General features: G+C 43.7%; 18 protein-coding genes. 2 read left to right on the top strand and 16 right to left on the bottom strand.

The genetic code is table 11. The annotated features are described in order from the left end of the window. Positions 1-11 precede the first annotated feature (11 nt). On the top strand, positions 12-854 hold the full coding sequence (locus tag ACE1TF_RS13090; protein WP_375017347.1) for an SDR family oxidoreductase: 843 nt from the start codon (positions 12-14) through the stop codon (positions 852-854). Positions 855-964: 110 nt separating this feature from the next. Here the strand turns inward: ACE1TF_RS13090 and ACE1TF_RS13085 are convergent, their stop codons facing one another. The 14 genes from ACE1TF_RS13085 to ACE1TF_RS13020 form a co-directional block, all read right to left on the bottom strand. Further along, a complete protein-coding gene (locus tag ACE1TF_RS13085; RefSeq protein WP_255357819.1) occupies positions 965-1,090 on the bottom strand; it encodes a hypothetical protein in 126 nt (41 codons plus the stop codon). Between the two features lie 14 nt (positions 1,091-1,104). Beyond that, positions 1,105-2,292 (bottom strand): hypothetical protein, encoded by a 1,188-nt coding sequence (locus ACE1TF_RS13080; RefSeq protein ID WP_375017345.1) that lies wholly within the window; start codon positions 2,290-2,292, stop codon positions 1,105-1,107. 11 nt (positions 2,293-2,303) lie between these two features. Next, complete coding sequence (locus tag ACE1TF_RS13075) at positions 2,304-2,756, bottom strand: RNA polymerase sigma factor (RefSeq protein ID WP_375017343.1); 453 nt, start codon at positions 2,754-2,756, stop codon at positions 2,304-2,306. 122 nt (positions 2,757-2,878) lie between these two features. Then, positions 2,879-6,250: an SbcC/MukB-like Walker B domain-containing protein gene (locus ACE1TF_RS13070; protein ID WP_375017341.1), complete on the bottom strand. Its 3,372-nt coding sequence runs from the start codon at positions 6,248-6,250 to the stop codon at positions 2,879-2,881. Further along, positions 6,247-7,440: an exonuclease SbcCD subunit D C-terminal domain-containing protein gene (locus tag ACE1TF_RS13065; RefSeq protein ID WP_042396574.1), complete on the bottom strand. Its 1,194-nt coding sequence runs from the start codon at positions 7,438-7,440 to the stop codon at positions 6,247-6,249. Before ACE1TF_RS13065 ends, ACE1TF_RS13070 begins: the two co-directional genes overlap by 4 nt. A gap of 14 nt (positions 7,441-7,454) precedes the next feature. Further along, on the bottom strand, positions 7,455-11,201 hold the full coding sequence (gene addA / locus ACE1TF_RS13060; RefSeq protein WP_375017339.1) for a helicase-exonuclease AddAB subunit AddA: 3,747 nt from the start codon (positions 11,199-11,201) through the stop codon (positions 7,455-7,457). Next, entirely contained in the window at positions 11,201-14,689 is a 3,489-nt protein-coding gene (gene addB, locus ACE1TF_RS13055) for a helicase-exonuclease AddAB subunit AddB (protein WP_375017337.1), read from the bottom strand. Before addB ends, addA begins: the two co-directional genes overlap by 1 nt. After that, on the bottom strand, positions 14,686-15,624 hold the full coding sequence (locus ACE1TF_RS13050; protein ID WP_042396572.1) for a S1C family serine protease: 939 nt from the start codon (positions 15,622-15,624) through the stop codon (positions 14,686-14,688). Before ACE1TF_RS13050 ends, addB begins: the two co-directional genes overlap by 4 nt. A 153-nt stretch (positions 15,625-15,777) precedes the next feature. Next, positions 15,778-16,152 (bottom strand): VOC family protein, encoded by a 375-nt coding sequence (locus ACE1TF_RS13045; RefSeq protein ID WP_375017335.1) that lies wholly within the window; start codon positions 16,150-16,152, stop codon positions 15,778-15,780. A gap of 23 nt (positions 16,153-16,175) precedes the next feature. Continuing rightward, positions 16,176-16,622 (bottom strand): NUDIX hydrolase, encoded by a 447-nt coding sequence (locus tag ACE1TF_RS13040; RefSeq protein ID WP_375017333.1) that lies wholly within the window; start codon positions 16,620-16,622, stop codon positions 16,176-16,178. A gap of 2 nt (positions 16,623-16,624) precedes the next feature. Next, positions 16,625-17,512, bottom strand: coding sequence for an acetamidase/formamidase family protein (locus ACE1TF_RS13035; protein WP_375017331.1), 888 nt, complete (start codon positions 17,510-17,512; stop codon positions 16,625-16,627). A 129-nt stretch (positions 17,513-17,641) separates the two neighbouring features. Then, positions 17,642-17,845 (bottom strand): DUF6501 family protein, encoded by a 204-nt coding sequence (locus ACE1TF_RS13030; RefSeq protein ID WP_042396567.1) that lies wholly within the window; start codon positions 17,843-17,845, stop codon positions 17,642-17,644. A gap of 15 nt (positions 17,846-17,860) precedes the next feature. After that, positions 17,861-18,349 carry a hypothetical protein gene (locus ACE1TF_RS13025; protein ID WP_042423940.1) on the bottom strand — a complete coding sequence of 163 codons (489 nt, stop codon included), beginning with the start codon at positions 18,347-18,349 and terminating at the stop codon, positions 17,861-17,863. 137 nt (positions 18,350-18,486) lie between these two features. Further along, the gene (locus tag ACE1TF_RS13020; protein WP_042396562.1) at positions 18,487-18,900 is read right to left on the bottom strand and encodes a hypothetical protein; all 414 of its coding nucleotides are present in this window, start codon (positions 18,898-18,900) and stop codon (positions 18,487-18,489) included. A gap of 537 nt (positions 18,901-19,437) precedes the next feature. Between ACE1TF_RS13020 and abc-f the strand changes: the two genes are divergently transcribed. Beyond that, positions 19,438-21,063 (top strand): ribosomal protection-like ABC-F family protein, encoded by a 1,626-nt coding sequence (gene abc-f, locus ACE1TF_RS13015; protein ID WP_375017328.1) that lies wholly within the window; start codon positions 19,438-19,440, stop codon positions 21,061-21,063. 65 nt (positions 21,064-21,128) lie between these two features. Here the strand turns inward: abc-f and odhB are convergent, their stop codons facing one another. After that, positions 21,129-22,388 (bottom strand): 2-oxoglutarate dehydrogenase complex dihydrolipoyllysine-residue succinyltransferase, encoded by a 1,260-nt coding sequence (odhB, locus tag ACE1TF_RS13010; protein ID WP_375017326.1) that lies wholly within the window; start codon positions 22,386-22,388, stop codon positions 21,129-21,131. Further along, positions 22,388-25,219, bottom strand: a complete 2,832-nt coding sequence (locus tag ACE1TF_RS13005; RefSeq protein ID WP_375017324.1) for a 2-oxoglutarate dehydrogenase E1 component — start codon at positions 25,217-25,219, stop codon at positions 22,388-22,390. Before ACE1TF_RS13005 ends, odhB begins: the two co-directional genes overlap by 1 nt. Between the last annotated feature and the right edge of the window lie 302 nt (positions 25,220-25,521).

Genomic DNA, 25,521 nt, shown 5'->3' with positions numbered 1-25,521 from the left:
GGGACTTTCCTATGCGGCATATGAACGTCATCATTACTGGAGCAAATTCAGGAATTGGCAAAGCAACAGCGCAAGAAATTGGCAGAAGAGGGGCTCATGTGACGATCGCTTGTCGATCAATCACACGCGGGGAAGAGGCGAAACAGCAATTGCTCGCTGAAGTGCCTCATGGTCGTTTTTCGGTCATGTACTGTGATTTAAACGACTTGGAGAGTGTACAGCAATTCGCAAAAGCCTATCAGAAAAAACATACCTCACTCGACCGACTCATTAATAATGCGGGTGTGGTCACTCTCCAACGTGAAACGACCGCGCAAGGATTTGAAAAGATGCTCGGTGTGAATCACCTCGGACATTTTTTACTCACACAATCTTTGTTACCGATGATGATAAACGTAGATTCTGCACGTGTCATTAATCTTTCCTCAGGAGCATATAAATGGGGGGCATTTGACCCACAAGACCCTCACCTTGACCATTCTTTTTCAATTATGAAAGCTTACGGGCGCTCAAAACTCGCGAACCTTTGGTTTACGATGCGTTTAGCTGAACGATTAAAACACACTCGTGCGAACACCGTTGCCGTTCATCCTGGGGCTGTGAGCACTTCTCTCGGTGTGAATCGAGATACAGGCTTTGGCAAAGGTGTGCATCAAGTGTTGAGGCCATTCTTTTCTACAGCAGAACAAGGAGCAGAAACAAGTGTCTTCTTAGCAGAGACTGACGATATCGTCAACGGAGGGTATTATTACAAAATGAAACGCCGACCCGTGAAACAAGCGCTCGCATCTGATCAACGAGAAGCGGAGAGGTTCTGGCAATGGAGCAAACAGATGATTGAAATTTATACGTAACCCGAAAGGCAGCAGGCCAGTTTATGTATAAGATAAATTCGGTCATCACCTCAACATACTCTTTTTGTATGTTGAGGGGATGACTTTCTTGTGACTCTTGCCAGCGGCCACTACTCATCTCGCTTTCGCTCTCTTCTTTTCTTTTTCCCTCGATGCCATTGGGAAAGGTGGTAATACCGGTTTTGTCGTTCACGTTCATTCCGATAATATGCTTTCGTAAACTCATCATGCCACATCCGCATACACCTCCCTATATTCTGAGCACTCCGATGTTTCCCGTCCCTTCTTCATTCTTCTCTGTTCGAATGCTGCCGTGATCAACGTCTAACTTTTGCTTTACGACCAACTTAATTCCAGAATGTACATACATTTTTCCGAACAAATAGATCGAGCCTAACGTCTTCAAAGTTTCTTTTTGCACATCTTCAGCTAGTGTGAGTGATCCGTTGATAATGATTGAAGTCCCTTCATCAACACCTTGAATCGCTTCATCATCCCATTCTTCCTTGCCATCGACGACGATGAAGTCGTTGTCGATCGCTAAGATCTCTGTTTCTAAACCATCTGCAAGTTCATACAATACGTCCTCAATTTCACTCGAACCAACAATGTATGATGAAGATTTAATATTTGTGATCGTTGTCACCAATCGCTCTCGGTCAACATCTTTTCCAAAAAATATCGGCTTCTCCGTGAATAGCTTTTTATGTTTCCAAAAGGAAAGTTGCTGATCTCGCAATTTAAGGGTTTTAGGGACCACATAATAGTCATCTGGAATGAGCTCTAGTACGGTACTTTTTGATGTTAACAACGCTGTTACTATAGGTTCCAATCGGCTGCGTAATTCGATGACACCTTTAACGGACAGTGAAGACATTCGCTGTAAAGACGCTTCATCCACATCATCTTCAATGTATAACACCCCTTTGATTTCCATGTGAATTTCTTCATCCAAGTTTTCCAGATACGATTTACTTAAACGGAATGTGCCTTTTTTTGTAATGGTCTTGATGTCTTCATCATTATAGCCATGTATGTTACCGCCTCGGTCGGTCATGCGTGTTTGAATCGAACCTCTAAGCTCTTCCGGAATATTGACCTGACCATAATACTGAATGTCGGCAATGTATTTTTGTATCATTTCTTTTGTGACGTCTCGTTCAAAGGTTACAACACTTGTCGTAGTCGCTTTAAGCGGATGTTCAAGCCCTTCTAAATAGGAGCGAGTAATTTGGAGGTCTTCCAAAAAGAGCTCATATCCTTCCTCAACCTCAACGACGACCCCGATATTGCCAATTGAGATTTGGTGCAATAGATGGCTTCCTCCCTGTCGTATAAGAACGACACCGACATTTCCAATTTTTGTAATTCCTTTAATTTCTTCTTCTTTCGTTTCTCGTAAATCGAGTACACCTACGTTTCCAAATTTACCGCTCATCATCATTCCTCCTAATATTTTTGCAATTGTTTTAATGCCGTTTTCATCTTTGATCGAACCGTCGATGGCGGCATATTGAGTTGTCTACCAATTTCAGTACTGGACAATCCGAGCCAATATTTCTGAAATAATATCGTTCTTTCTTCTTCGGGAAGTGTTGAAAGGATCTCCATCACTTCAATTTTTTCATAGTCACTAAATGGAGATTCAATTCGATCATGAATCGTATGATCAAATACATCTTCACGTTGACTTTTTCGTCGTTCATCAATTAAAAGACGTTTCATCGTTTTGAAAAACCACGCACGTTGTTGGTGAACTTCTAAGTCAAAGACGTGGGGGTGTTTCATCGCTCTCGTCCAAGCATCGTGGATGAGATCTCCTGCTTCATGTTCATGTCTTGCAATACTATTGGCAAATCGCCAAAGGTCGGGGAACAACTGTTCATAATGATGATCAAACATTAGGTTGGCCCTTTCTATTTTGTCGGTTCATATAGGTAACGGTTGAGAAAGCAAAACTGACGAAACTTTTTTAATTTTTTTCATAACAATAGATGACGGAAGAAAAGCTAGCCGAATGTCGGCTAGCTTTGAACGGTCACACGTGAGCCCGTACCTTCTGCCGTAGCAGGGGTGACGAGCAATCGCGTTTGAAGACGTTCTTGTAATTCCGGAACATGACTGATGACACCAACGGCTAGGTGATCCGTTTGCAATTGCTCCAACGCCGTTACGACTGTATCTAACAACTCCGTATCCAATGTCCCAAATCCTTCATCCAAAAAGAAGAACTCTAGGTTTTGCTCTCCAGTGAGTTGAATGGAAGCTGATAAAGACAGCGCAAGGGCAAGTGATGTAAGGAACGTCTCTCCTCCAGACAGAGAGGTTGTCGGGCGTTTCTCACCACCGTTAAAATAGTCTGCAATGAGAAATCCTCCGCTCGAGTCAAGCACTAAAGCATAGCGGCCTCTCGTCAAATCATGAAGTCGTTCCGAAGCGTTTTTCGTGACATGAATCAATTGCTCTTCCGCTAAAAAGTCAACAAATTCTTTTCCACGAAACACAGACTCCAGTTCTTTATAGTTACTGATTTGTTGCTCGTAATGCTCCTTTTTCTTGTTAAGTTTTGCGTAGCGAACATGTTTCTCTTGCACGTCTTCCCACTTTGATCTGGCGGTTGTTCGTTGTTCTTTAAGCAGTTCGACACGAGACTCACTCTCTTTGTACGAACGCTCAAGCTCGGCAAACGCCTTTTCGTCAAAGGTTTTTCCTCCCATGCGTTTTTCAAGACGCTCAACATTTGCGGTAACACTTGTGATCTTTCGCTCATAGTCGTCTTTTTGTTCTTCATTTTTTAACCGTTCTTCATCAGACAATACCCATTCCGATAACTGCGCAGCAGTATCGAATTGAATCAGATCACTTAACGTTGTGAACGATTTTGTTTGTTGATAATGTCTCCATTCTTTATCGGCTTTTTGTTGAAACTCTTTTGCCGATTCGAACCGAGTCCGAGCTGTTGTCCGCTTCGCATCAATTTCCTCGTAATGCTTCGTAGAAATTTGTACTCGCTCGTCACTCGACTTTACTTTTGCTTTTAGGCGCGCAATCTGCTCTTCGACATCAGCTTTTGCTTTTTCGATATTGTCTACGTCCACAAAGTCATGATGTTGCTTCTCAAAAGACGAGATTTGTGCTTCTGCTTGTTGGCGATTATGTTGCGATTTAAGGACGTCAATCTCAAGCTTGTAAATGTCTTCTTCGAGTCGTTTATGGTCGGCTTCTAGCTTCTGTAGCGATTGCTGCTCTTGTTGCACATTTTTTCTTAAGCGACTAATGATGCTCGCTTGTTCGTGCACACGCTCCCTCGTTTTAGCGATCGTCGTAAGTGACCAATCCGAATAAGAATTTTCCCAACGGTGTTTTTCAGCTTCCCACTCCGCATGCTTTTCGTTACGCCTTTTTGTTAATTCTTCAACCGTCTTCTGCTCGTAGTTCAACTCAGCTTGATGGGCTTGTTCAACGCGCAGTTGCTCTTGGTGTTCTTTCATAAGCGTTTCTGTCCGCTCTTTGATTTTTTGAACTGTGTTCGTTTTCGGAGGGATCTGTTCTAACCATTGTTCGATGATTGCAACCAAATTTTCATTGGACTTTTGCTCATAAAGTGTTTCTTCTACTTGTTGAACCTCTCGATCCCGATGCTCATCAATGGCGACGGTTGTGCGCACTTGGCCCGCAATCTGTTCCAATAGTTGTGTGTTGGAAATGAGGGTAGGCGTCTCGGTATTCAGATTTTCATATAATGTTTGTAGCCGCTCTTCGGCTTCGCTCGGTCGCTCAGTGTTCGGGTTTGGATGTGAAGTTGACCCACATACTGGGCATGGGTTTCCTGCTTCTAAGCTTTGGGCAATCTGATGTACAGAAGCTTGGGTGTGATGCATTCCCTTAAGTTTCACGGCATCCATCATTTTCGCTTTTTGTCGCTCGAGATCTTTAAATGTTGAGTACCAGTTTAACGCGTACTCATAAGCGATCGCTAGTTTCTCTTCAATTTGCTTTCGGTCATTTATCGCTTGCCGAGCCGTTGCCTCAATCTCTGTTTGTTTTTTTCTCGTTTGAACGAGCTGCTCGTCGACTTCCTCGACCGATTTGAACAGTGCGTCAAGAGACTTGGCATGCGCATACGCTTCATCCACTTGTTTTCTTTCATCATCTCGATCGTCATATGCATTCAAATCATTTTGCATCTGGTCGATGTTTTCTTTTTGCTCCGTAATTCTGTGTGAGAGAGCTTCTTTATTCTTACTTAGATCGTTTACTGTTTTGTTCAATTGTTGCTCGTTTTCACGTTCCTCTTTTACCGTCTTTCGTGCGACTTCATATTGTTTTGCTTGTTCTGCGGCATCAGCAATTTTCGCTTGCCGAACGAGCAGCTCAGGTTCTTTTTTCTCACGATCTTCTTTATCTTGTTGTTGCTGTTGTTTTGCGCTTTCAAGCTCTTTCACGATTTGAGAAAACGCTTCTTCTTGCTTTTTATACTCGTTCTCTTTCACAGACACGTCCGCTGCTGCTTCCTCAACTGCAAGCAATAGAGGTTTCGCTTCTTTGGAAAGAGCGTGAACCCGAAGGCGTTTTTGGCTCTTCTCGTAGAGTGGTTTTTGTTCAACTAAGCTCTGTTGTTCCTTATGCGCATCTTGAAGTTCTTCATATAAGCTTTTCAATTGTTGAGCAGCTTCCCATTGACGCTTATGCTCTTCTATTTTTTCTTGTTCCTTCTTCAGCGTTGTTTCAGCTTCCACCACTTCTTTTTTCGCTCTGTTTACCGCTGCTTCTGAAGCTTCACCAATGCCTTGCAACTCACCATCAATGACGCGATGTTCCCCTTGTAAATGTTGCAATCCTTCTTTGATCTTGTGGTTAAGGTCATCGCCGTACTTATGAAGGTTAAACAACCGTTGCAGCATTTCACGTCGGTCGGAACCTTTTAGGTGAAGAAACTCAGAAAATTTATTTTGAGGCAGTACGACTGCACGTGTAAAGTCGGCCAATTTCAATCCGAGCAGCTGTTCGATTGAAGCGTTCATGTCGCCCACTTTGTCGGTAAGCACAACCGCTTCGTCTGTAACATCTAAAAACCGTGCACGCGTCGTTTGCAGTGTATCATCTTTGGAACGCTTTACTCTTCGTTCGGCCGTATACACACGTACCCCCAGCCGAAACGTATAAACGACCATCGCTTCCTTTTCGGCTTGGTTAATCATGCTCGCACCCGTTGCACCACTGCGACCGATTTTCCCATATAAAGCAAAGGTCATTGCATCTAATATCGTTGACTTACCACTACCTGTAGGACCAAAAATCCCAAAGACCCCACCTGAACAGAGCGTGTCAAAATCAATTTCTACGGCGTCACGGAAGCTATGCAGACCGCGGATACTCAAATAGACAGGTCTCATTTTGCACCTGCTTTCTGTTCGGTGCTCTCTTGGTCAATGAGATTTAGAAACAACTCCGTAATCTCTTGATCCGGGGTAGCTCCACCTGTCTTCTTTTCATAAAACTGTTTAAACAGTTCATCGATCGGTAAGTTTCGACGCTCTTCTCGCTCTACATATTGTTCTTCTGGTAATACCGCACGAATCGTCACAATGCCCGGGTGGGACCGTCGTATTTTTTGGATGTCTTCAGGGCGCAACGTGTGGTCGCTATGAATGGACAAATCCACCCAAAAATCAAGTGATGCCGATTCATCCAGCCATTTGTAAACTTCCTGTAGTCCGTTCTTCGCTTGCCATTTCACGAGAGGCTTGCCGCTTTTGAGCGGTATCTCTCGAATATGAGCGTCTTCATGAGGCACGACGTCAATTACCGTTACTGATTTAGATACACCCGTATCATTAAACGAAAAGGATAGCGGTGACCCTGCATATCGAGTTGGAGCCGGGGCGTGGTGTACCCATTGGGGGCGATGTAAGTGCCCAAGTGCCGTATAACTCACATTTTCCGGCAAGCTCGTAGGACGAACCGTATAGGCACCTCCAACTTCGATGGGGCGCTCGGAATCCGTCGCCGCTCCACCCCCAACAAAAATATGACTCGTCGCTATATTAATGTCATCATCGGAAAATGATTGGGTCATTTGCTTAAAAAGTTGTTGAATCCGCTCGTCGTACGTCTGTTGGAATGCCAAATCATCTCCGTCAAAGCTTCCATTATTTGAAAAGCTCGTCCGTAATCTTGATTCAGAAGGATAAGGTAACGCGGCGACTTTCATTGTTACGTCGTGTGATTTGATCGGGACGTGGAGAGGCCCGGTAATCGGCATACCTACCAGGTACATGTTTTGCGACTGAACGAGAGGAAGCGCTGCTGCGAGACGATCAGGTTGATCATGATTTCCAGCAATCACGACAATCGGACGCCTGCCTCCGTCGGATAAACGACTTAATGCTTCGTAGTAGAGCTCCTCCGCAGCTGCTGGCGGGTTCATGCTATCGTATAGATCACCGGCGATGAGTATCGCATCCACCGCTTCTTCTTCAACAATCGTTACGAGTTCATCAACAAATGCAGCATGTTCAGATAACCGGTCTCTTCCTTCTAAAGAGCGACCGAAATGCCAATCAGCTGTGTGCAATATTCGCATGTGCAGCCCTCCTTTTATACGTTAATTTCAATTTCATAACTCCCATCAAAAAAGTATAACCAACTCTCATCGACTTGTCGGTGCCAAATCTGTTCGATGGCTTCCTTATATATTTCTAATTGCGCACGGTAGCGCTCACAAAGAATAGGCCCTGCTTCAGCAATCCTACCAGAAAAACGCGAAGCCGCTTGGTCCGTTTTATAGTCAAGAAGGACAAGTCGGTCATTTTCATCAACAAACAGACAATCCGCCATGCCTTGTATAAGAATCGGCTCATCTTCAGCGGTTTCCCAATCAGGATAAACGTGACGACTCTTCTTAATGAAAGTAAAAGGGACTTCTTTGTACAATCGTTTGGCTTGCTTCATCCTCATCCCGAGCGGTGACGTTAAGAAATCCAACACCCATTGCGGCTGAATCGTCTCTTTTTCTGAGAGGGTAAGAAGTTCTTTTTCATATAGTTGTTGAACGAACGCTTCGATGTCTAAAAGACTGGCATCTTGCATCGGGAGATGTTGCATCACAGTATGCATCGCTGTTCCTGCCTCTGCACCACTTAACGCGCCCTTTTGTAAAAACTCAGGTCGTTTTGCTCTTTCAGAAGAGAACGTGCGAGCGGGGCTTTCAGTTGCACTGTATCGGTCTTCAGCGAGTCGTTTTATGTCTGTAACCGTCTGTTTTGCAAACGATTTTGTCGCTTCTGGATGAGGGTAGCTATACGACAACCTCTCGTCAACTTCAGCCATGTGTGAATCCCCACGGTTCTCCACAGGTTGAAGAGATTTAATCAAGCCGAGCTTTTCATTCTGATCTGGCTCTTTCTCACCTTCCTCAGACAAAACGGTCTGTTCAAACTGCAATCGCCATTTCGACGGGTGAGCAATTGATGTTTGCAGCTGTACATCTGAATGAGCTTGCTGAATACTAGGGTGTTTTAAGATCGCTGGCACAAGCCAATCAAAAAATCGTTTTGCATTTTTTCTCACGTGTAACGGCAAGAGCTTAGAATCGTCATCAGCCAGCTTTATCCAGTCGAGCATTTTTTTCTCGCGTTCTTTTACACTGCCAACAAGAATTGCTTTTTCTTTAGCGCGAGTAAGTGCGACGTAGAGAATTCGGAGCTCTTCGGACAGCTGCTCACGTTCTTGAGCATTCTTAATCGCCAATTGTGGCAACGTTTTTCGTTTCGTACGCTGATTTGTATCAATATGAACGGAACCGAACCCTAACGTTTGGTGAATTTGCGTCGCCCGTTTACTATCCGAGAAATTAAATTCTTTCATCCCGTCCACGATAAACACAACGGGGAACTCCAAGCCTTTACTTTTATGGATGCTCATGATTCGTACGACATTTTCCTGCTCACTTAACGTTCTTGCACTTTCTAAGTCATCCCCTCGCTCTTCCATTCGATCAACAAATCGTAAAAAGCGAAAAATCCCACGAAATGACGTTTTTTCATACGCTCTCGCGCGGTCATATAACGCATGAACATTTGCTTGTCTCTGTTTGCCGCCTATGAGACCACCTACATAGGAATCGTAGCCAGTCTCTTCAAAAAGCTGCCAAATAAATGGCGCTAAGGCGGTATGTTTGGACCGCGTACGCCACTGTTGAAAATGCTCATAGAATAGCACAAGTTTTCGCTGCCACCGATCGGTTTGACGCTTTTCTTCAATGTAAGTGGTCGGCGATGGCTCAAACGTAGACGCGGGCTCATTCGTAATCGTCTTTTTCACCGCTTCATAAAAAGGCTCACCAACAGCAGCGAGTCGAATCTCTGCTAATTCATTTTCTTGTAAGCCAACAATCGGAGAACGAAGCACCGCAGCGAGTGGAATATCTTGATACGGATTATCGATAATTCTTAGCAAAGCAAGCATCACTTGAACTTCAATTCGTCGGAAGTACCCTTCATCTCGATCTGAATATGCGGGAATGCCTTCATGCTTAAAGATGTCCAAATAAACCGGAGCTGATGGCAGTGATCGCATGAGCACCGTAATGTCCCGGTATTCAATCGGTCTCATTTCTTTTTTCTCTTTGTCAAACACCGGATACTCGCTTGCGATGAGCTCATTAATTTTCGATGCTGTCCACGTAGCCTCGATCTCAGCTGCTGGCTGTTTGTCCTCATCCTCTGATTCCCGCTCTAATAAAGTCAATTCTACTTCATAGCGGTCCACATCAGGAACATAATCTACATTTCCGTATTTCAACGATTGAGCATCATCATATGTCACATCGCCAACATTTGAATCCATCGTTTGTTCGAACACATAATTCACACCATCCAACACTTCTTCACGGCTGCGGAAGTTATCGGATAGATCGATGCGTACTCCAGGTGCTCGTTCAATCTCCTCTGCCGGTTGTCTGAGGGTTGCATACGTTTCATGCTTCTTAATAAAAAGACCGGGTTCGGCAAGACGGAATCGATAAATGCTTTGTTTGACGTCCCCTACCATAAAACGATTGTTCCCGTCTGATAAAAGCTCCAGAATTGCTTCTTGAACTTGATTTGTGTCTTGATACTCATCGGTAAGGACCTCTTGAAAATGGTCTTGGTACTGTTTTGCAATGGCGGATGGTTGATCCACGGAATCATTACTGAGAATTTCTAACGCAAAATGTTCAAGGTCGTCATAATCCATTAATGTCTTTTCACGCTTCGTTTCTCGGTACTCTTTGGCGAACGTTTGTACAATCTCGACAAGGGTCTCTACACGTGGGTGCAACTGTTGAATCGTATCCAGATAATCATCAGGGTTTGGGCGCAGTAATTTTTCTACCTCAGCGATCATCTTCTTACTCTCATCACGCAACGCTTTCGCGCGTGCTTGAACGACAGGATCAAATTCAATCCCTTTTTTCTTACTCGGTAATCTTTTCCACGTAAAACCGATCACCTGTTGGCGCAATTCTTCCCACGTATTCACACTTGTTAATTGGTGCAGCCGGCCGTACTCTTCTTCAAATAGGTCGAGGTAATGAGGGGGGCCTTCAGGGGCGTGAACCGCCTCTAATCCTGACTTCATTAACCCTAATGCGGAATGCACTTGTTCTAAAGCGTAAGAGAACACAACTTGTCCCCACGGTGATTGTTGAGGATGTTCATACGGATGTGCGTACATTTTCTTGACGTAACCCAACCATTTATTTGGCTCTGGGTGCGCTCTTGAACGAGTGTATAGGTCAAAGATAAGTTTGCGCAATCCCGTGTCGCTTCGGTCGTTGCTATACGCTTCTGCCATTTCATAAAAGATCGGTGCTTCTTCAATTGATGCTCCGTAATAGGTTTCAAGTACACCATCGAGTACTTCTTCTTTCAGGAGCTCGCGCTCCGTGTCATTTGCAATTCGGACTTTCGGGTCCACATTCACTTCATAATAGTGCTGACGAATAAGCTCTGAGCAAAACGAGTGAAGCGTGGAGATGTTTGCGCGATTTAACAACTGTCGTTGACGTTGTAAATAGAGCGAAGGGTTCGCATTTAATTCTTCTTCAATCCGCTCTCCAATCCGTTCTTTCATCTCAGCTGCAGCGGCTTTAGTAAACGTCACAACGAGCAACCGATCTACTTCTGCCTCATCGCTTGAATCAACAATTCTACGTACAAGGCGCTCAACAAGTACGGCTGTTTTCCCGCTACCGGCTGCGGCTGCGACAAGAATGTTTCCCCCTTTTAAAGAGATCGCTTCCCACTGCGGGTCCGTCCAACGGACACCCGTGGGCTTTGCTTCTAGTTTCCAACGCTTCATCACTTTTCACCTTCTCTCTTTGCACGAAGATCCATCATTTTTTGGAGTGCTTCGTCATCGTCAAGTTTTGGGATATCTCGATAGTCGTTTCCTGGTAATGTCGGATCAAACTGACAGACCGATTGGAATGGACAAAACGTACAGGCAAGTTTCTTGTTGTCTTTATTGTACGGAGTTATGCTCGTTTCCCCAGCTGTCATGCGATTGCCAATGTCAACCATCTTCGTTTGCAAAAACTCATGCAGGCCATTTAATTCGTCTTGATTAATCACTTTCGAGTGAGCGTCAAAATTCCCGTCTTTTTTTAGTTTAGCTGGAACCATTCGTGAAGCACCTGTATCGGTGAACTCCTCATCCATTAACGAGGCGACAGCCGGATCTTTTTGTAACCATCCATTCATTTTGTACGATTTAAAACGTTCAGCTGCAATTACGGTATCCTCATCCGCCTCAGTTAAGTCAATTACCGGATTATGAACGTGGAAATAAAACATTCCCCCCGTATGAGCTTCAATCCCCATCCAAGACTTGGCACCATTAACGACAATGTCTAAGTACACAGGCATTTGCAAGGATATGCCATGGAGAACATCGGTAAATGAGAGCGATTGTTCACTTGACTTATAATCAACGACTTGCATATAAGAACCTCGGTCTGTTGTTGCTTGGTCAACACGATCAATTCTTCCTCGAAGAGACATTGTCGCCCCATTGTCTAACGTGTATACCGGTGACTGCAATGGGCTTTTTCTTCCAAACTCTACTTCTAAGTCAATCGTCTCAAAGTTGGACTGAATTGCCTGTTCACGAAGTGTTTTCGTCACGCTTTGCATGATATTTGTTAATTTGTACTGAACATATCGGAAATGATTCGAGCTCTCCAATATGTGCCGTTGAATTTTCGGTATAACCGCTTTCGTTACTTCTCCAGTAATGTGGCGACACTCTTCTTCAGTCATTGTTTTCCATGTCTTGTTCTCTCTTTTTAGTACATCCGAGATGTCTTTTAGCACCGCATGGAATAATTCCCCAATATCAAATGCTTCTAAGCGGTAAATGTCACGTTCTTTTAGGTTTAACCCATATTGACTAAAGTGTCGAAACGCACATTGTTCAAACAGCTCCATTCGACTGACACTTGCTTCAATGTGCTCGCCAAACAATTTCGCAGATGACTCCTCACGCAAAGCTACCGCTTCATTGTCGTACGTAAGACTTTGTAGTGCCGTCTCAAAATGAGCATACCAGTCGGGTTGTTTCGTAAACCAATTATAAACGTCCCACCAAATTGGAGCGATCGTCTCCCCCGCTTTCCACCGTTGGAGTTGGCGAGATAAAAGGTCGATCGCCTGTCTAGGATGGGAAAGGTGGGTCAGTTGTTCAGAGAATTGTGTGCCCGCGGGTTCTGCTTCAACAAATGCCGTTTCAATCCCAGAAAACTGTTCATTCAACTGGCGAATTAGCGGAGAAGGCAACAAGCTACTTCCTTCTTCATCAGCAAGTGCATAGGAAAAAACGATGTGATGACTTGAACTAGATTGCGTAAGATAAACGAAAAAAGGTTCATGCCATAACCGTTCCACCGCAGACGGCCCAAGAGACACTCCTTGTTCTTCCAACAGATTGCGGTCTTGGTCTGATAAGATCCCGTCCTCAGTCGGTCGCTTTGGAAGCAACCCTTCATTGCAACCAATTAAAAATGTCGTTTTTATTTTAGGTAGGCGAGAACGCTCCATATCTGCGATCGTCACTTGATCGATCGCTGGGGGGACTAGACGAAAACTCAAACTTTCAAAACCAGCATCGATGAGTGTAGAAAACGTCTCAAGTCCAAGATCATCGTTACCGGCCACGTGCACAAATTGATCGATCACATCGATAATGTTTTCCCAAACTTGATCGTGTTCACTGCTTTCTTCCAAAGCCCCTCGATCTACGGCTGCTTGACTCAATTGTTCCAGCTTTTCTGGGATGTGTAGCTCAATAAGAAATTCATAAAGTACTCTGCTCATCTCTTCAACATTTGTGCATGCAGATAACGCTTTATGAAACTGTTCTATCGGAGCGATGAGCATATTTTTTGTTTCATTTAAGCGTTCTTCAATCTTCTTTTCTTTGTCGGTTTGACTTCGTACATCTAAGAGATGACGGGCGCTTGAGTATGTCCAATTTGTTGTGACTGTCCAATCCTGGCTTCTCTTTCCGGTCGCGAGCACATAATTCTCCAACTCATCCACACGCTCACGAAACATCTGCCAATTCGAATGTAGTGGAAACAATAAATCCGTCTTGAATGCACGAAAAACCGGTTCGTAGCGGTAATTCTGTATCATCATCTCGAACGTTGAACGAATAAACTCAATAACAGGATGATGCATCATCGACCGAGAATCATCAAGAAAATAAGGAATATCAAAACGTGCGAATGTATGCTTCAATAAATCTTCATAAGGCTCAATATCTCTCATGAGAATCGCGATTTCTTCATAACGATACCCGTTCTTTCTGACGAGGTCACGGATGGCACGGGCAACACTTTCGACCTCTACGCGTCGGTTCACAGCTTCAACAATTTGAATGCTACCGTCACCTACATGCTGTTTTGTGCCTCGTGGCTGGTCATCAAATTGCTCCAACATCGAAATGCCAGCATTTTCAAAACGTCCCCCACCAGCAAATTGACGTACGCCCCAAGACAAGTTTTCCGCTTGTAATATTTGGGTTAACTCGCTGTACGTTTTCGCAGGTAAAAAGAAGCGATTCAGTTCATTCGGCGATTCTCCAGATCGGGGTACTTCAGGTAACGTTAGCGACATCTTTACAGAACTTGCCACATTGAACAATTTATGTACAACGATTTGCTCTTGCTTGCTGAAATCATGGAACCCGTCAATGTAAACGATGGCCCCTCGCGCAATCGTTGATTGGTCCACTAACTCCGCTAACAGTTTAATCGATTCTTCAGCGTTTACATAAACCCCAGTAAACAACGATTCGAACGTCTCGTAAATCAGATGGATATCATGAATTTTGTCACGCATCACGTGTTGGTCGCTTTCTGCGAGAGGCTCTAGCATTTCTGCTGAGACCGCTTGCCTTCTCATTTCCGTAATGATGCGCTCCATCTCGGCAATGAACCCTTCCGTATCTGCCGTTTTTTTATAAACGAGTAGCTCATCCTTTTTCTCCTCGACAATCTTTCGAATGAGCATGTGCATACCTGGCTTTTGTAAACGTTCCCTTCGGTGCCCTCCCAATTCTTGCAAAACCCGGTGAGCTAAACGTGAGAAACTATACACTTGAACTCGTGTCATGCCACCAGTTAGTTTCGCCAACGCATACTCCACTTGAAAAGTCATTTGCTCGGGTACAAGAAACACGATCGGTGATCCATCGACCGGCTCGTTTGACAACAAACGGGCAACTTCACTGATCATTTCCTTAGATTTCCCACTTCCATTTCTCCCTAAATAAAACTGGATGCTCACTCGTTAGCACCTCCTTCTTCAATTATTGTCACTTGGTCAATGACTTCATTAACGGGGACCATCAATCCGACACGACCTTCATCCCCTTGATTTCTCGTTGCATAAATAATACCGACTACTTCTCCCTCATGGTTAATCGCTGGACTACCAGAGTTACCACTAAACGTAGGGGCACTGATGACAGCTGGCGTGCCTGTTTCCAATACCTCTCCCTCATTCGCAATGCCTGTAAAGGAAAGGGGATTGCCAATGACAATAATATCGGTACCTACATCCATAATCGGCTCATCCTCTGCCAAAGGCAAATACGGGACAGGCGTTTGCTCTCCAATATCAATAATTGCAAAATCCAATTCATCAGAAATAAACACCGGTTCCGCTTGAAACGCAGTACCATCATGCAACGTTGCAATCACTTGAAACGCCTCTTCCACTACATGTCTGTTCGTCGCAATCAAGCCATCTTCATTTATAAAAAAGCCTGTCCCTCTTGAAGATGCTCCGGGAGCTTCGACTTGTAACGTGACGACAGATTCCCGCCACTCGGCAACTTCTTCATTTTGTGAGAGTTCGTATGATGTCGTAAGAAAATCAATCACATCTGGTCGTAAGAATTGAAACAATGCCGCTGCGCCTTGAACGACGAGTAAAAAAGAAACGAAGATGATCCCGAATTTTTGCCACCGTTTTAGTGTCTTTTTCTTCTTTTTCGTTTTATCATCGATCACTTCTTTTTCAAAAAAAGCCTCTAAAGGGGGTTCCTCTGGAGGGATATTCAAATCATCATCAGACTCTTCTGTTTGCCACTCTCGAAAGTCTTCTTCTATAAATTCATCGTTAAAATCATCAGCGTCATCATCGAACTCACCTACGATGTCTGATTGTTCACGATTTCGTCGTTCTTCCTCGCGTCTTCTTTGATCATCTTCTGTCATAAGTACAAGTGGCCCCTTTTTGTTCGCTATATGTATTTTATCATGCAAGGCAAAGGAGCGTCATATGAAAACATCGAAAGAAAAAGAAGTGATTCGTATTGATCACTTCTTTTGATTATATATTACGGTATGTGAAATTTTATTTGGTGTATATTAGCAATTACAAATCATAATGACGTTTCCATCTAGGTCTTCAATGTTGAACCATGCCGTTTCGCCGACTTGTTCAATTTCTCGTACGACGCGTATGCCTCTACTTTGTATATCATCATAGGCATCATAAATGTTTGGCGCATACAAATTAAACAAAGGTTGTGTTGTCGCTTCGTAGTGGAAATTTGGATCAAAACGATGATCGTCCAATGTGAGTGACGTCGGCCCGCTCACGGGCACATTGTGTACGGGTGATTCCACATGAGACACATTCAATTCCACCCCTACCAAGTCTGAATACCAAGCCGCCGAAGCTTTTAGATCTTTCACATGCACAAAAATACTATTAATTTGATTTCTTATCGGTAACGTCATGAATGATCCTCCCAACTATTTGTTTAACCCAATCGCTTTCTAATTGAATCGGCTTGTCGAACATTTTTCTTTAAGAATTCAGGTGCTTTTGCCGTATCGAGCAAGTCTGAAGTGGACAGCCATAAAACGGCTTTCACTTCTTTGTTACTTTTCTCGTAGGGTATGCCTGACGCCAATTCACAAACGTACACAATATCAACAACAGGCGTACCGTTATCTGCAAAAAACAGCGTACTATTCACATACTGCAAATTTTTCACCTGCACCCCAACCTCTTCCATCACTTCACGATGGAGAGTTTGCTCCAATACATCGTTTGCTCGTGCCCCAGCCTCGACTCGTCCACCGACAAAAGCCAATTGCCCAGCGGCGTGTTCTTCTTGCTCACTCCGTTTTATGAATAACCAATGGTTATCATCATAAATGGCTGCTTCTACATTAACGACAAACATCGTTTTCTCCTTTTTCATCATCACTCAACGCCTGTTTGTTGGAGGACTGATTTTGGCATTTTTAATCGCACGGTTTTCAACGGATTGACCGCCTGGCATATTTCCAAATTCGAAGAAGCACTGAGTAGCATCATCGCTTCTTCACTCGTTAGCCGTGACCGCGTGGCAAGGAAGGTTGTCCATTCCGACGCCGCTCGTTTGGCTGCCTCTTCGAATGTTTCTGCTGACGCAATAACTTGCCAACTATCGCTCGTTTCTAACCACGGAAGATTTATTTCCTCCTTCACGACCGAAAACTTCACTGTCACACGGGCAGCAATTTCCACACCGGTCACACACACTTCACCATCTCCCATTGCCGCATGCACATCACCTAAAGCGAATAGCGCCCCATCACACGAAACCGGAAAGTAGACCGTTGATCCTTCGGTCATACTCGTGTTATCCATATTCCCACCGTGATTCCCAGGCGTTCCGCAACTCACCGCCTCGCCTGTCGGTGCAACGCCAATCACGCCAACCATTTTGCGCACTGGAAATGAAATCTCATCCGAAAAAATCACGTGATCGTCGCGAACGTCCATCAGTTTCGATTGAAAACGATCCACCTGATCTCCTAACACCCCTAAACCAGGAGCAACAGCCATGACACCTTGCGAATCTAAATCAATGCTTACAATCTCTACTTTCAGCGCATCTCCAGGTTTTGCATCGTCTACAAACACCGGTCCGGTAGCAGGGTTCACGGCATTCATATCAATTTTGTCAAACGTCGACGTTTCATCCACAATTTGATTTGAAAATGCATCTAACGTATGGAATGTCACTTCTTTTCCTACAGGAACTGAACGAATGGCTCGATGCTCCTTTGAAAACGTAAAAATATGATCCGTTGATTGTATGTTCATAACCATCACCTCTTTTCATACTATTCTAACATATATTATCAATTTTTAAGTTTACATAATATTTTTATTGGAAACTTAATTACTCAATGCCGATTCTCCATAAAAAAAAGACGGCTGTTCGCCGTCTTACTACTGCTCTTCAAAATAATCTTTTAAGAAACCAGCCATCGTTCCCGTGTCATCAATCACAAAATAAAATTCTTCAGTTTCGTTCTTCACTTCGTACGTATTCCCTGGTGTAAGGACGGAATCTACTTTGTATTTCTTCGCGTTCACATGCACACAAGTAATTGTTTTGATTGTCGTGTTATTTTCCCATGTATAGTGCAGCATCTATAACTCCCCTTATTAATCGTGATGGTAAACAAGTTCTGGTAAGTGATCGAGAATAAACTGCGCTTTGTTCGCATCGGCAAGTAAATTGAAGCGCTTATAGTACGTGAGCACTTTCTCGAAATGATGCTCCATTTGTTTACTTTCCTTAAAGATGCGTTCAAATGCTTCGTCAGCAAGCATAAACGCAGCAACAAAATCCGTAAACGGAATCACATAAGACTTCGCTTCGGTTTGAATCGATGAACAATAGATCATTTCATTTGATTGTTCTTTGAAAAACTGAGCAATCTCATCCATATAACGCTGATAACTTTCGGGAACCCAACTTGCTCGGTCGGCATAATAAGAATGAAGCTCCCGGAAAAATGTAATGAAAAACGGTAAATCTTCACGTTTTATATTAAGATCAAAGCCATTTTCTTTAATGCGTGGCCAATTCATCGGTTCCAAAGAGTGATGCAGCGAGCGACAATAGAAATAACGCTTTCGGCTCGTATCCATAGTATCCCCTTTCGGATCATGCTTTTCCTGATTGAGAGTGATTATCAATAGTATATCATGCGACATGCTTTCATGACAATCTGAATACAACCCAAAAAAACAGCCGTCAACAATTGACGACTGTTCGACTTTACCATTTATAAGCAATTCATTCTACGTACGTCGCTAATAAAATCAATGAGCTTAGACTCCCCGGAAAATGCTGTTTCATTGAGGTCATGTTCACTTATTGTAATATGGAGCGTATCGCGATCGGGTTTGTGTTCAATCCAGATTCCACTGAGCTCTAGTGAATCTTCGTTCATAATTTGCATCTCAAGCCGTTCAGCAATTTCTGATAATTGTACACGCTGCTTAGGGAGATCAATACGGATGCTTAACTTCTCAGGAACATCTGTAGAAATAAATCCCCATTTCGTCCCTTTCCAAGAACGACATCCAGTTCGACTATTCAGAACGATGTCTTGTTTATCATCTACGGTGAGTGTTGTGTTTGACCAGCCTCTCATCTGAATCGCCGCACGCAATTCTTGAGCTTTCGTTTGTACCATAAGAAATCCCTCCTCAAAAATGTGCACCTCACGGTTATCGACGGACTACGGGCGACTTTCGCTTCAAGAGGCGATATAAAGTATTCAGCCCTCGAATGAACGTTTACGAGGGCTAAAGGTATACTATATATTACCACATTTCTAGATGATGTAAACCCTTAAATTTCATATTTTCTCACAATTGCTCGTCTTAGTGATTTTAGCCTACCATTCGACAACTTCGTCTTGTGACACAAATGATTCCGGTTTACTTTTGAGAGATTATTCAGTAAAGTATAGGCGATTACATACAAATGGGAGGTGAGTAGATATGAGTCTTTTTAGTGGTCGTCTGGCAAAGATCGGTTCGTTTTTAACACGTTGTCGGACGATTTTTTCCGTATCGGTTGCGAAATTGGATCAGTCTGTCTTTTTTCAACCTATACGATGGAAAAACTACTAAAGGGACGTGTCTATTCATTTTTCACACGAAGATGATGGAGACTCATGCTCCGTCATCTTTTTTATTGGTCACGTCTTCTCAAAGGAGAAGCAACAATGATTGTATGCTACGCACATCAAATCGAACAAACGTATGGTGGGACCACCATATTTTCCAACCTATCTTTTGAAATTCAATCAGCTGACCGAATTGGTCTTGTCGGTCAAAACGGGTCAGGTAAATCAACACTCGCCCAGTTAGCTGCAGGCGAAGAATTACCAATCGTCGGCACGATTGGTTGGCAAAAAAACACTTCAAAAGGTTTGCTTGCACAAATTCCAGATCACTCGAATGAGGGTACAGTTTATGAAGTACTCCAACAAAGCTTTGAACATATATACGATATAAACAATGAGCTGCAACGTCTAGAAGAACTGCTTCAACAACCCGATCAAACCAACCTAGAACAAACGTTACACACGTATGGATTAATACAAGAGCGATTTGAAGCTGTGGGCGGTTATGAAATGGACGCCTTAATCCGACGCGTATCTGATGGATTAGGCATTAATACGCTCTTAGATGCGAGTTGGGAAGCGTTAAGTGGTGGCGAGCGTGCCAAAGTTGAACTTGCACATTTACTACTCACAACGCCGGACTTACTCATACTAGATGAGCCAACCAACCATCTTGATCTTTATGCACTCGAATGGTTGAGCAAATGGGTCCGTAATTACAAAGGTGCTGTGCTTATCATTTCCCACGACCGTGCATTTCTCGATGATACGACAATAAAGACGTGGGAGATCGAGCAAGGCACATTGCACACGTACAATACAAATTACAGCGGATATGTCCTAGAGCGAGAGGAACGATTACTGAAAGAATTCCAAGCTTATACCGATCAGCAAAAAAAGATTAATAAAATGAAAGAAACGATTAAACGTCTAAAAGATTGGGCAAATCGCGCCAACCCACCAAATGCTGGAATGCACCGTCAAGCTAAAAGTATGGAAAAAGCGCTACAACGAATTCAACAATTAGAACGTCCAGTTCACAAGAAGAAAATCTCATTAACTTTCAATCATGAAAAACGAACAGGAAATGATGTGTTCACTTGTCATAATGTGCACAAGTCGTATGCTCACCTACCGATTTTGCAAAACGCCTCTATGCACATTCGTTACGGTGAGCGAGTGGCCATCGTTGGTCCAAATGGCGCTGGCAAATCGACGCTTCTACACGTATTAACAGGAGAAGTACTTGCTGATGATGGAGAAGTAACAGTCGGCACGAATGTATCCATTGGCTATTTGTCTCAACACCCCACTGTTGGCGATCAAGAGGATACGATCGTTGCAGCATTTAAAAAAGAAGTGGCCGTCACTGAGGCTCGGGCCCGTCATATTCTTGCATCGTTTCACTTTTTCGGACATGACGTCTTTAAGACAGTCGTCTCTCTTAGCGGCGGGGAGTTGATGCGGCTTCGCCTTGCACAGCTCATGCACCAAAACCACAATGTTCTTATTTTGGATGAACCGACGAATCACCTTGATATCGACGCGCAGCATATGATTGAAGATGCAATTGAAGGTTTTACGGGTACAATCGTTGCCGTATCCCATAATCGATACTTTCTTAACAAATGCTTCCCAACCACCTTCTGGCTTGAAGATGGCCAACTTACGAAGTATGAAGGATCTTTTCGGTATGCTTATGAAAAACGGGTAAAGGAGCGTTGAAAAGACGCCCCCTCACCTATCAAAAAACCGCTCGGATGATCGGCATCCGAGCGGTTTTTCCTATATTATCCTTCGAGTAAAAGTTGCTCCGGCTCTTCGAGCATCTTTTTAAGTTCCACAAGGAAACTTACAGCTTCTTTCCCATCAACAATACGATGGTCGTAAGAAAGAGCGATGTACATCATCGGACGGTTTTCCATGCGTTCCTGATCAATGGCTACTGGACGCCATTGAATGGTGTGCATGCCTAGAATCCCAACTTGAGGAGCATTTAGAATTGGTGTGGATAGCAATGATCCAAACACGCCACCATTCGTAATCGTAAACGTACCGCCTTGAAGGTCAGAAAGAGCGAGTTTGTTATCTCTTGCCTTTTTCCCAAGCTCACCGATTTCTTTCTCAATGCCTGCAAAACTTAACCGTTCAGCGTCACGAACGACCGGTACAACGAGACCATCATTCGTTGATACAGCCATACCGATATCGTAGAAATCTTTTTTCACAATTTCATTGCCTTGAATTTCTGCATTAAGAAGTGGGAATTTCTTCAAAGCACCTACGACGGCTTTCGTAAAGAAACTCATAAATCCGAGACGTACGCCATCATGTTGTTCTTGGAAGGCATCTTTACGACGCTTACGAATATCCATAATCGCACTCATATCTACTTCATTAAACGTCGTAAGCATCGCACTTTCTTGTTGTACATCAACAAGACGCTTCGCAATCGTTTGACGACGACGGCTCATCTTGATTCGCTCATGCGGCTTGCCACCGAACTCATCTTTCTTTTCTGGTGCTGGGCTTTCATTCTTCGCTGCTGGTGCTGATTTCGGCTGGTTCGTGTGCGCTTCTACATCCTCTTTGCGCACCCGGCCAAGTGGATCACGGGTCGAGATTTCATTCAAGTTAATCCCTTTTTCACGTGCCAACTTACGAGCAGCTGGAGAAGCGATTACGTGGTCCGTTTCACTAGACTCAGAAGAGTCATCTCCGCCAGTCGAACTAGGCTCCTCTTTCTTTTCAGAAGGTTGTTCAGCAGCTGGTGATTCTTTTGCCGGCTCTTCAGCTGGTGCTGAACCTTCCTTGGCATTCTCATCAATCGTCGCGATGGCTTCACCAATCTCGACTGTGTCTCCTGCTTCTCTTAAGTGTTTTTGCAACACACCAGATTGTTCGGAGTTGATTTCAACGTTCACTTTATCGGTTTCTAACTCGGCAATCGTTTCCCCTTGTTCGATATAATCGCCTGGTTGCTTTAGCCACTCAGCAATTGTACCTTCTGTAATCGATTCTGCGAGTTCAGGAACTTTAATTTCAGCCACTATTTTGTTCTCCCTTCATTTCGACCCAATGCTGTATTAATAATCCGCTGTTGTTCGTGTTTGTGGAAGTTCGGATCCCCTTCAGATGGACTGGAACGGCGACGACGACCTACGTAATCAAGCGTTACGTGATCTGGCAAACTTTCACGCAAGTACGGATCAATGTAATTCCATGCGCCCATATTCTTCGGTTCTTCTTGTACCCAAACGGCTGAGGTCACGTTCTTATATTTGTTAAGAATCGTGTTCACTGTCTTGTGAGGGTAAGGGTACAATTCTTCAAACCTTACGATATGAATCTTCTTCGTATCAACGGTGTCATCAATACTTTCATGCAAGTCAATCGCCATTTTACCTGTACAGAAGACGAGTTTCTCCACTTCATCTTCGTTTCCAAGCGTCTTCGGATCGCCAACAATACGGTGAAAACGTCCATCGGTAAATGATTCGTTTGAATCGGCTAAAGATTTGTTTCTTAATAAGCTCTTCGGTGTCATGAGCACAAGCGGTCGAACTTCATCCATCTCCAAGCTCTTCGCTTGTCTTCTAAGGATGTGGAAGTATTGCGCTGTACTTGACAAGTACGCAACGTTCCAGTTGTTCTCCGCTGCAAGTGATAAGAAACGTTCGAGACGCGCACTTGAGTGCTCAGGTCCAGAGCCTTCATAACCATGAGGTAACAACAGCACCATACCTGAACGTTGTCCCCATTTCGCTCTACCCGCTGACAAGAACTGGTCAAACTGGACTTGTGCGGCGTTTGAGAAATCTCCATATTGCGCTTCCCAAAGTACAAGTGTCTCTGGTGCTTGAACGTTGTACCCGTACTCAAAACCAACAACTGAAGCTTCAGATAGCGGGCTATTATGCAACGCAAACGATGCTTTCGCCGTTGACAACGTGTGCATAGGTGAATGAATATCACCCGTTTTATGATCATGCAAGATCAAGTGTCTATGGTTAAACGTTCCACGCTCGGAATCTTGACCTGTCATCCGAATCGGAGTTCCATCAGAGATAATCGAAGCAAATGCTAGTGCTTCAGCATGACCCCAATCAATTACACCATCTGTAAATGCTTCTTTTCGGCGTTCTAAAATCTTCTTCAGTTTCGGGAATGCCGAAAACCCTTCTGGGTGCTCGAGCAGTTCTTCGTTCATCTGCTTTAGCGTGTCATAATCTACGGCAGTATCCATCTTTGGCAAGCCTTTTTCGATCACTTCAGGCGGGTTCATTTCAGAAACCTCTTTATTCGCCTCGCCTACTTTGTCATACTCACGCTTTAGTTTGTCTTGGATGTTTGTTTGCATTTCTTTCGCTTCATCTTCAGTAATAACACCATCGCCAACAAGCTTTTTCGCGTACAACGTTCGTGCAGTATCATGATTTCGAATTTGTTCATAAAGCTTCGGTTGTGTTGATGCAGGCTCATCGGTTTCATTATGTCCGTATCTACGGTAACCAACGAGGTCAATTAAGAAGTCTTTATGGAAACGACGACGGTATTCACAAGCGAGATGAACAGCAGCGATACATGAATCAGGATCGTCTGCATTCACGTGAATAATTGGAATTTCATAGCCTTTTGCAAGGTCACTTGCATATGTTGTTGATCTTGAATCGTGACTTTCCGTCGTAAACCCAAGCAAGTTATTTGCAATAATATGCAAGGTTCCACCCGTTTGGTATCCTTTAAGACGGCTCAAGTTAAGCGTCTCCGCAATAATGCCTTGACCTGGGAACGCCGCGTCACCATGGATAAGAATGGCGCCTGCTCGCTCCATTTCTTGACTCGGAAATCCGATTTCTGTACGGTTTTCTTGTGCAGCACGCGCATACCCTGCGACAATTGGATCTACATACTCCAAGTGACTTGGGTTGTTCGCTAATGCAACCGTTGTATATGTTGATTCTTCACCAATTTGCTTATTAGCCCCGAGGTGATACTTAACATCCCCAGTCCAACCTTCGCTCAATGAGCCTTCAGTTGGTGCTTCTTCTTCATTTGGTGCATGCTTAAATTCAGAGAAAATTAAATGGTAAGGCTTCCCTAATACGTGGGCAAGCGTACTTAAACGACCGCGATGCGCCATGCCAATCATGATGTCTCTTGCACCATCTTGCATGTAGCTTTGCGTCATTTCTTCGAGCATCGGTACCATCGCGTCCAATCCCTCAATGGAGAAACGCTTTTGTCCGACAAAGTAACGGTGTAAAAACTGCTCAAAACTTTCGGTTGCCGTAAGCTTTTCAAGGATCGATTTGCGTTTATCGCTTGACAGCTCTTCGTATATATTACCCGTTTCAACCATCTGATTGAGCCAATTTTTCTCTTCGAGGTCGTGTACATGGTGGAATTCAAATGCAATGGATTTGGTGTACATTTGCTTAAGATGATTAATGGCATCTAAACCATTCCGAACAGTGTTTGGTGCATCTTTACAAAGCATTTCTGCAGGCATTGATTTCAGATCATCTTCACTGAGACCATGCTCTTTTGGATCAAGAAACGAGGATTCTTCTCCTGGCTCTTGCAGAGGGTTCATATCCGCCAACAAATGACCAAATGTCCGAATATTATCGGCAAGTTTAATGGCAGCTGCAACCTTATGCATTGATGATGAGTTCACTTCTTGGCTGTCCATTACTGAAACACCATTAGTCGTTTCATCCATGGTTGGTGCACCGTATGCATCAAACCACGCTTTTAAATCTTCTTCAACTTCATCTGGGTTATCCTTATACACTTCATACATGTCCATCACGTACCCTAAGTTCGGTCCGTGAAATGTTTCCCAAGACTTTCCAAGCTTGGAAACCTTTCTGTCCATCTGCTACTACCTCCAACTACACTTGTTTACAATCTGTGAATGATGGCCGCTAATTCTACTAAACTTCGTCTTACCGAACAATTCCGATCCACTCAGAATCATCATTCTCCTCATTATTTTCACACACTAAAATGACGATATTGCAAAAAGCGAATATCACATACAACAGTCATCCATCAAAAAAATCATTCATGACGAAACTATATCCATATAACAATCATTCGTCGTTACACGGTGGATCCGTGTTAATCACGGTTAAAACTAATTGCATCATTGCATGAAAAAATGATTGACGTCATTTC

The organism is Geomicrobium sp. JSM 1781026 (assembly GCF_041949955.1).
Classification (GTDB): Bacteria; Bacillota; Bacilli; order Bacillales; family Marinococcaceae; genus Geomicrobium_A.
This window is presented reverse-complemented; position numbering and strand designations above follow the sequence as displayed.

Bases quoted from the DNA above. Each gene is read 5' to 3' on its own strand.
- ACE1TF_RS13020 (WP_042396562.1), bottom strand. From the start codon at position 18,900: ATGGTACAAACGAAAGCTCAAGAATTGCGTGCGGCGATTCAGATGAGA.
- ACE1TF_RS13050 (WP_042396572.1), bottom strand. From the start codon at position 15,624: ATGACAGAAGATGATCAAAGAAGACGCGAGGAAGAACGACGAAATCGT.
- abc-f (WP_375017328.1), top strand. From the start codon at position 19,438: ATGATTGTATGCTACGCACATCAAATCGAACAAACGTATGGTGGGACC.
- ACE1TF_RS13040 (WP_375017333.1), bottom strand. From the start codon at position 16,622: ATGAAAAAGGAGAAAACGATGTTTGTCGTTAATGTAGAAGCAGCCATT.
- ACE1TF_RS13085 (WP_255357819.1), bottom strand. From the start codon at position 1,090: ATGTGGCATGATGAGTTTACGAAAGCATATTATCGGAATGAACGTGAA.
- ACE1TF_RS13070 (WP_375017341.1), bottom strand. From the start codon at position 6,250: ATGAGACCTGTCTATTTGAGTATCCGCGGTCTGCATAGCTTCCGTGAC.
- ACE1TF_RS13075 (WP_375017343.1), bottom strand. From the start codon at position 2,756: ATGTTTGATCATCATTATGAACAGTTGTTCCCCGACCTTTGGCGATTT.
- addA (WP_375017339.1), bottom strand. From the start codon at position 11,201: ATGAAGCGTTGGAAACTAGAAGCAAAGCCCACGGGTGTCCGTTGGACG.
- ACE1TF_RS13045 (WP_375017335.1), bottom strand. From the start codon at position 16,152: ATGACGTTACCGATAAGAAATCAAATTAATAGTATTTTTGTGCATGTG.
- ACE1TF_RS13005 (WP_375017324.1), bottom strand. From the start codon at position 25,219: ATGGACAGAAAGGTTTCCAAGCTTGGAAAGTCTTGGGAAACATTTCAC.
- ACE1TF_RS13035 (WP_375017331.1), bottom strand. From the start codon at position 17,512: ATGAACATACAATCAACGGATCATATTTTTACGTTTTCAAAGGAGCAT.
- ACE1TF_RS13025 (WP_042423940.1), bottom strand. From the start codon at position 18,349: ATGGATACGAGCCGAAAGCGTTATTTCTATTGTCGCTCGCTGCATCAC.
- ACE1TF_RS13030 (WP_042396567.1), bottom strand. From the start codon at position 17,845: ATGCTGCACTATACATGGGAAAATAACACGACAATCAAAACAATTACT.
- ACE1TF_RS13065 (WP_042396574.1), bottom strand. From the start codon at position 7,440: ATGCGAATATTGCACACAGCTGATTGGCATTTCGGTCGCTCTTTAGAA.
- ACE1TF_RS13080 (WP_375017345.1), bottom strand. From the start codon at position 2,292: ATGAGCGGTAAATTTGGAAACGTAGGTGTACTCGATTTACGAGAAACG.
- ACE1TF_RS13090 (WP_375017347.1), top strand. From the start codon at position 12: ATGCGGCATATGAACGTCATCATTACTGGAGCAAATTCAGGAATTGGC.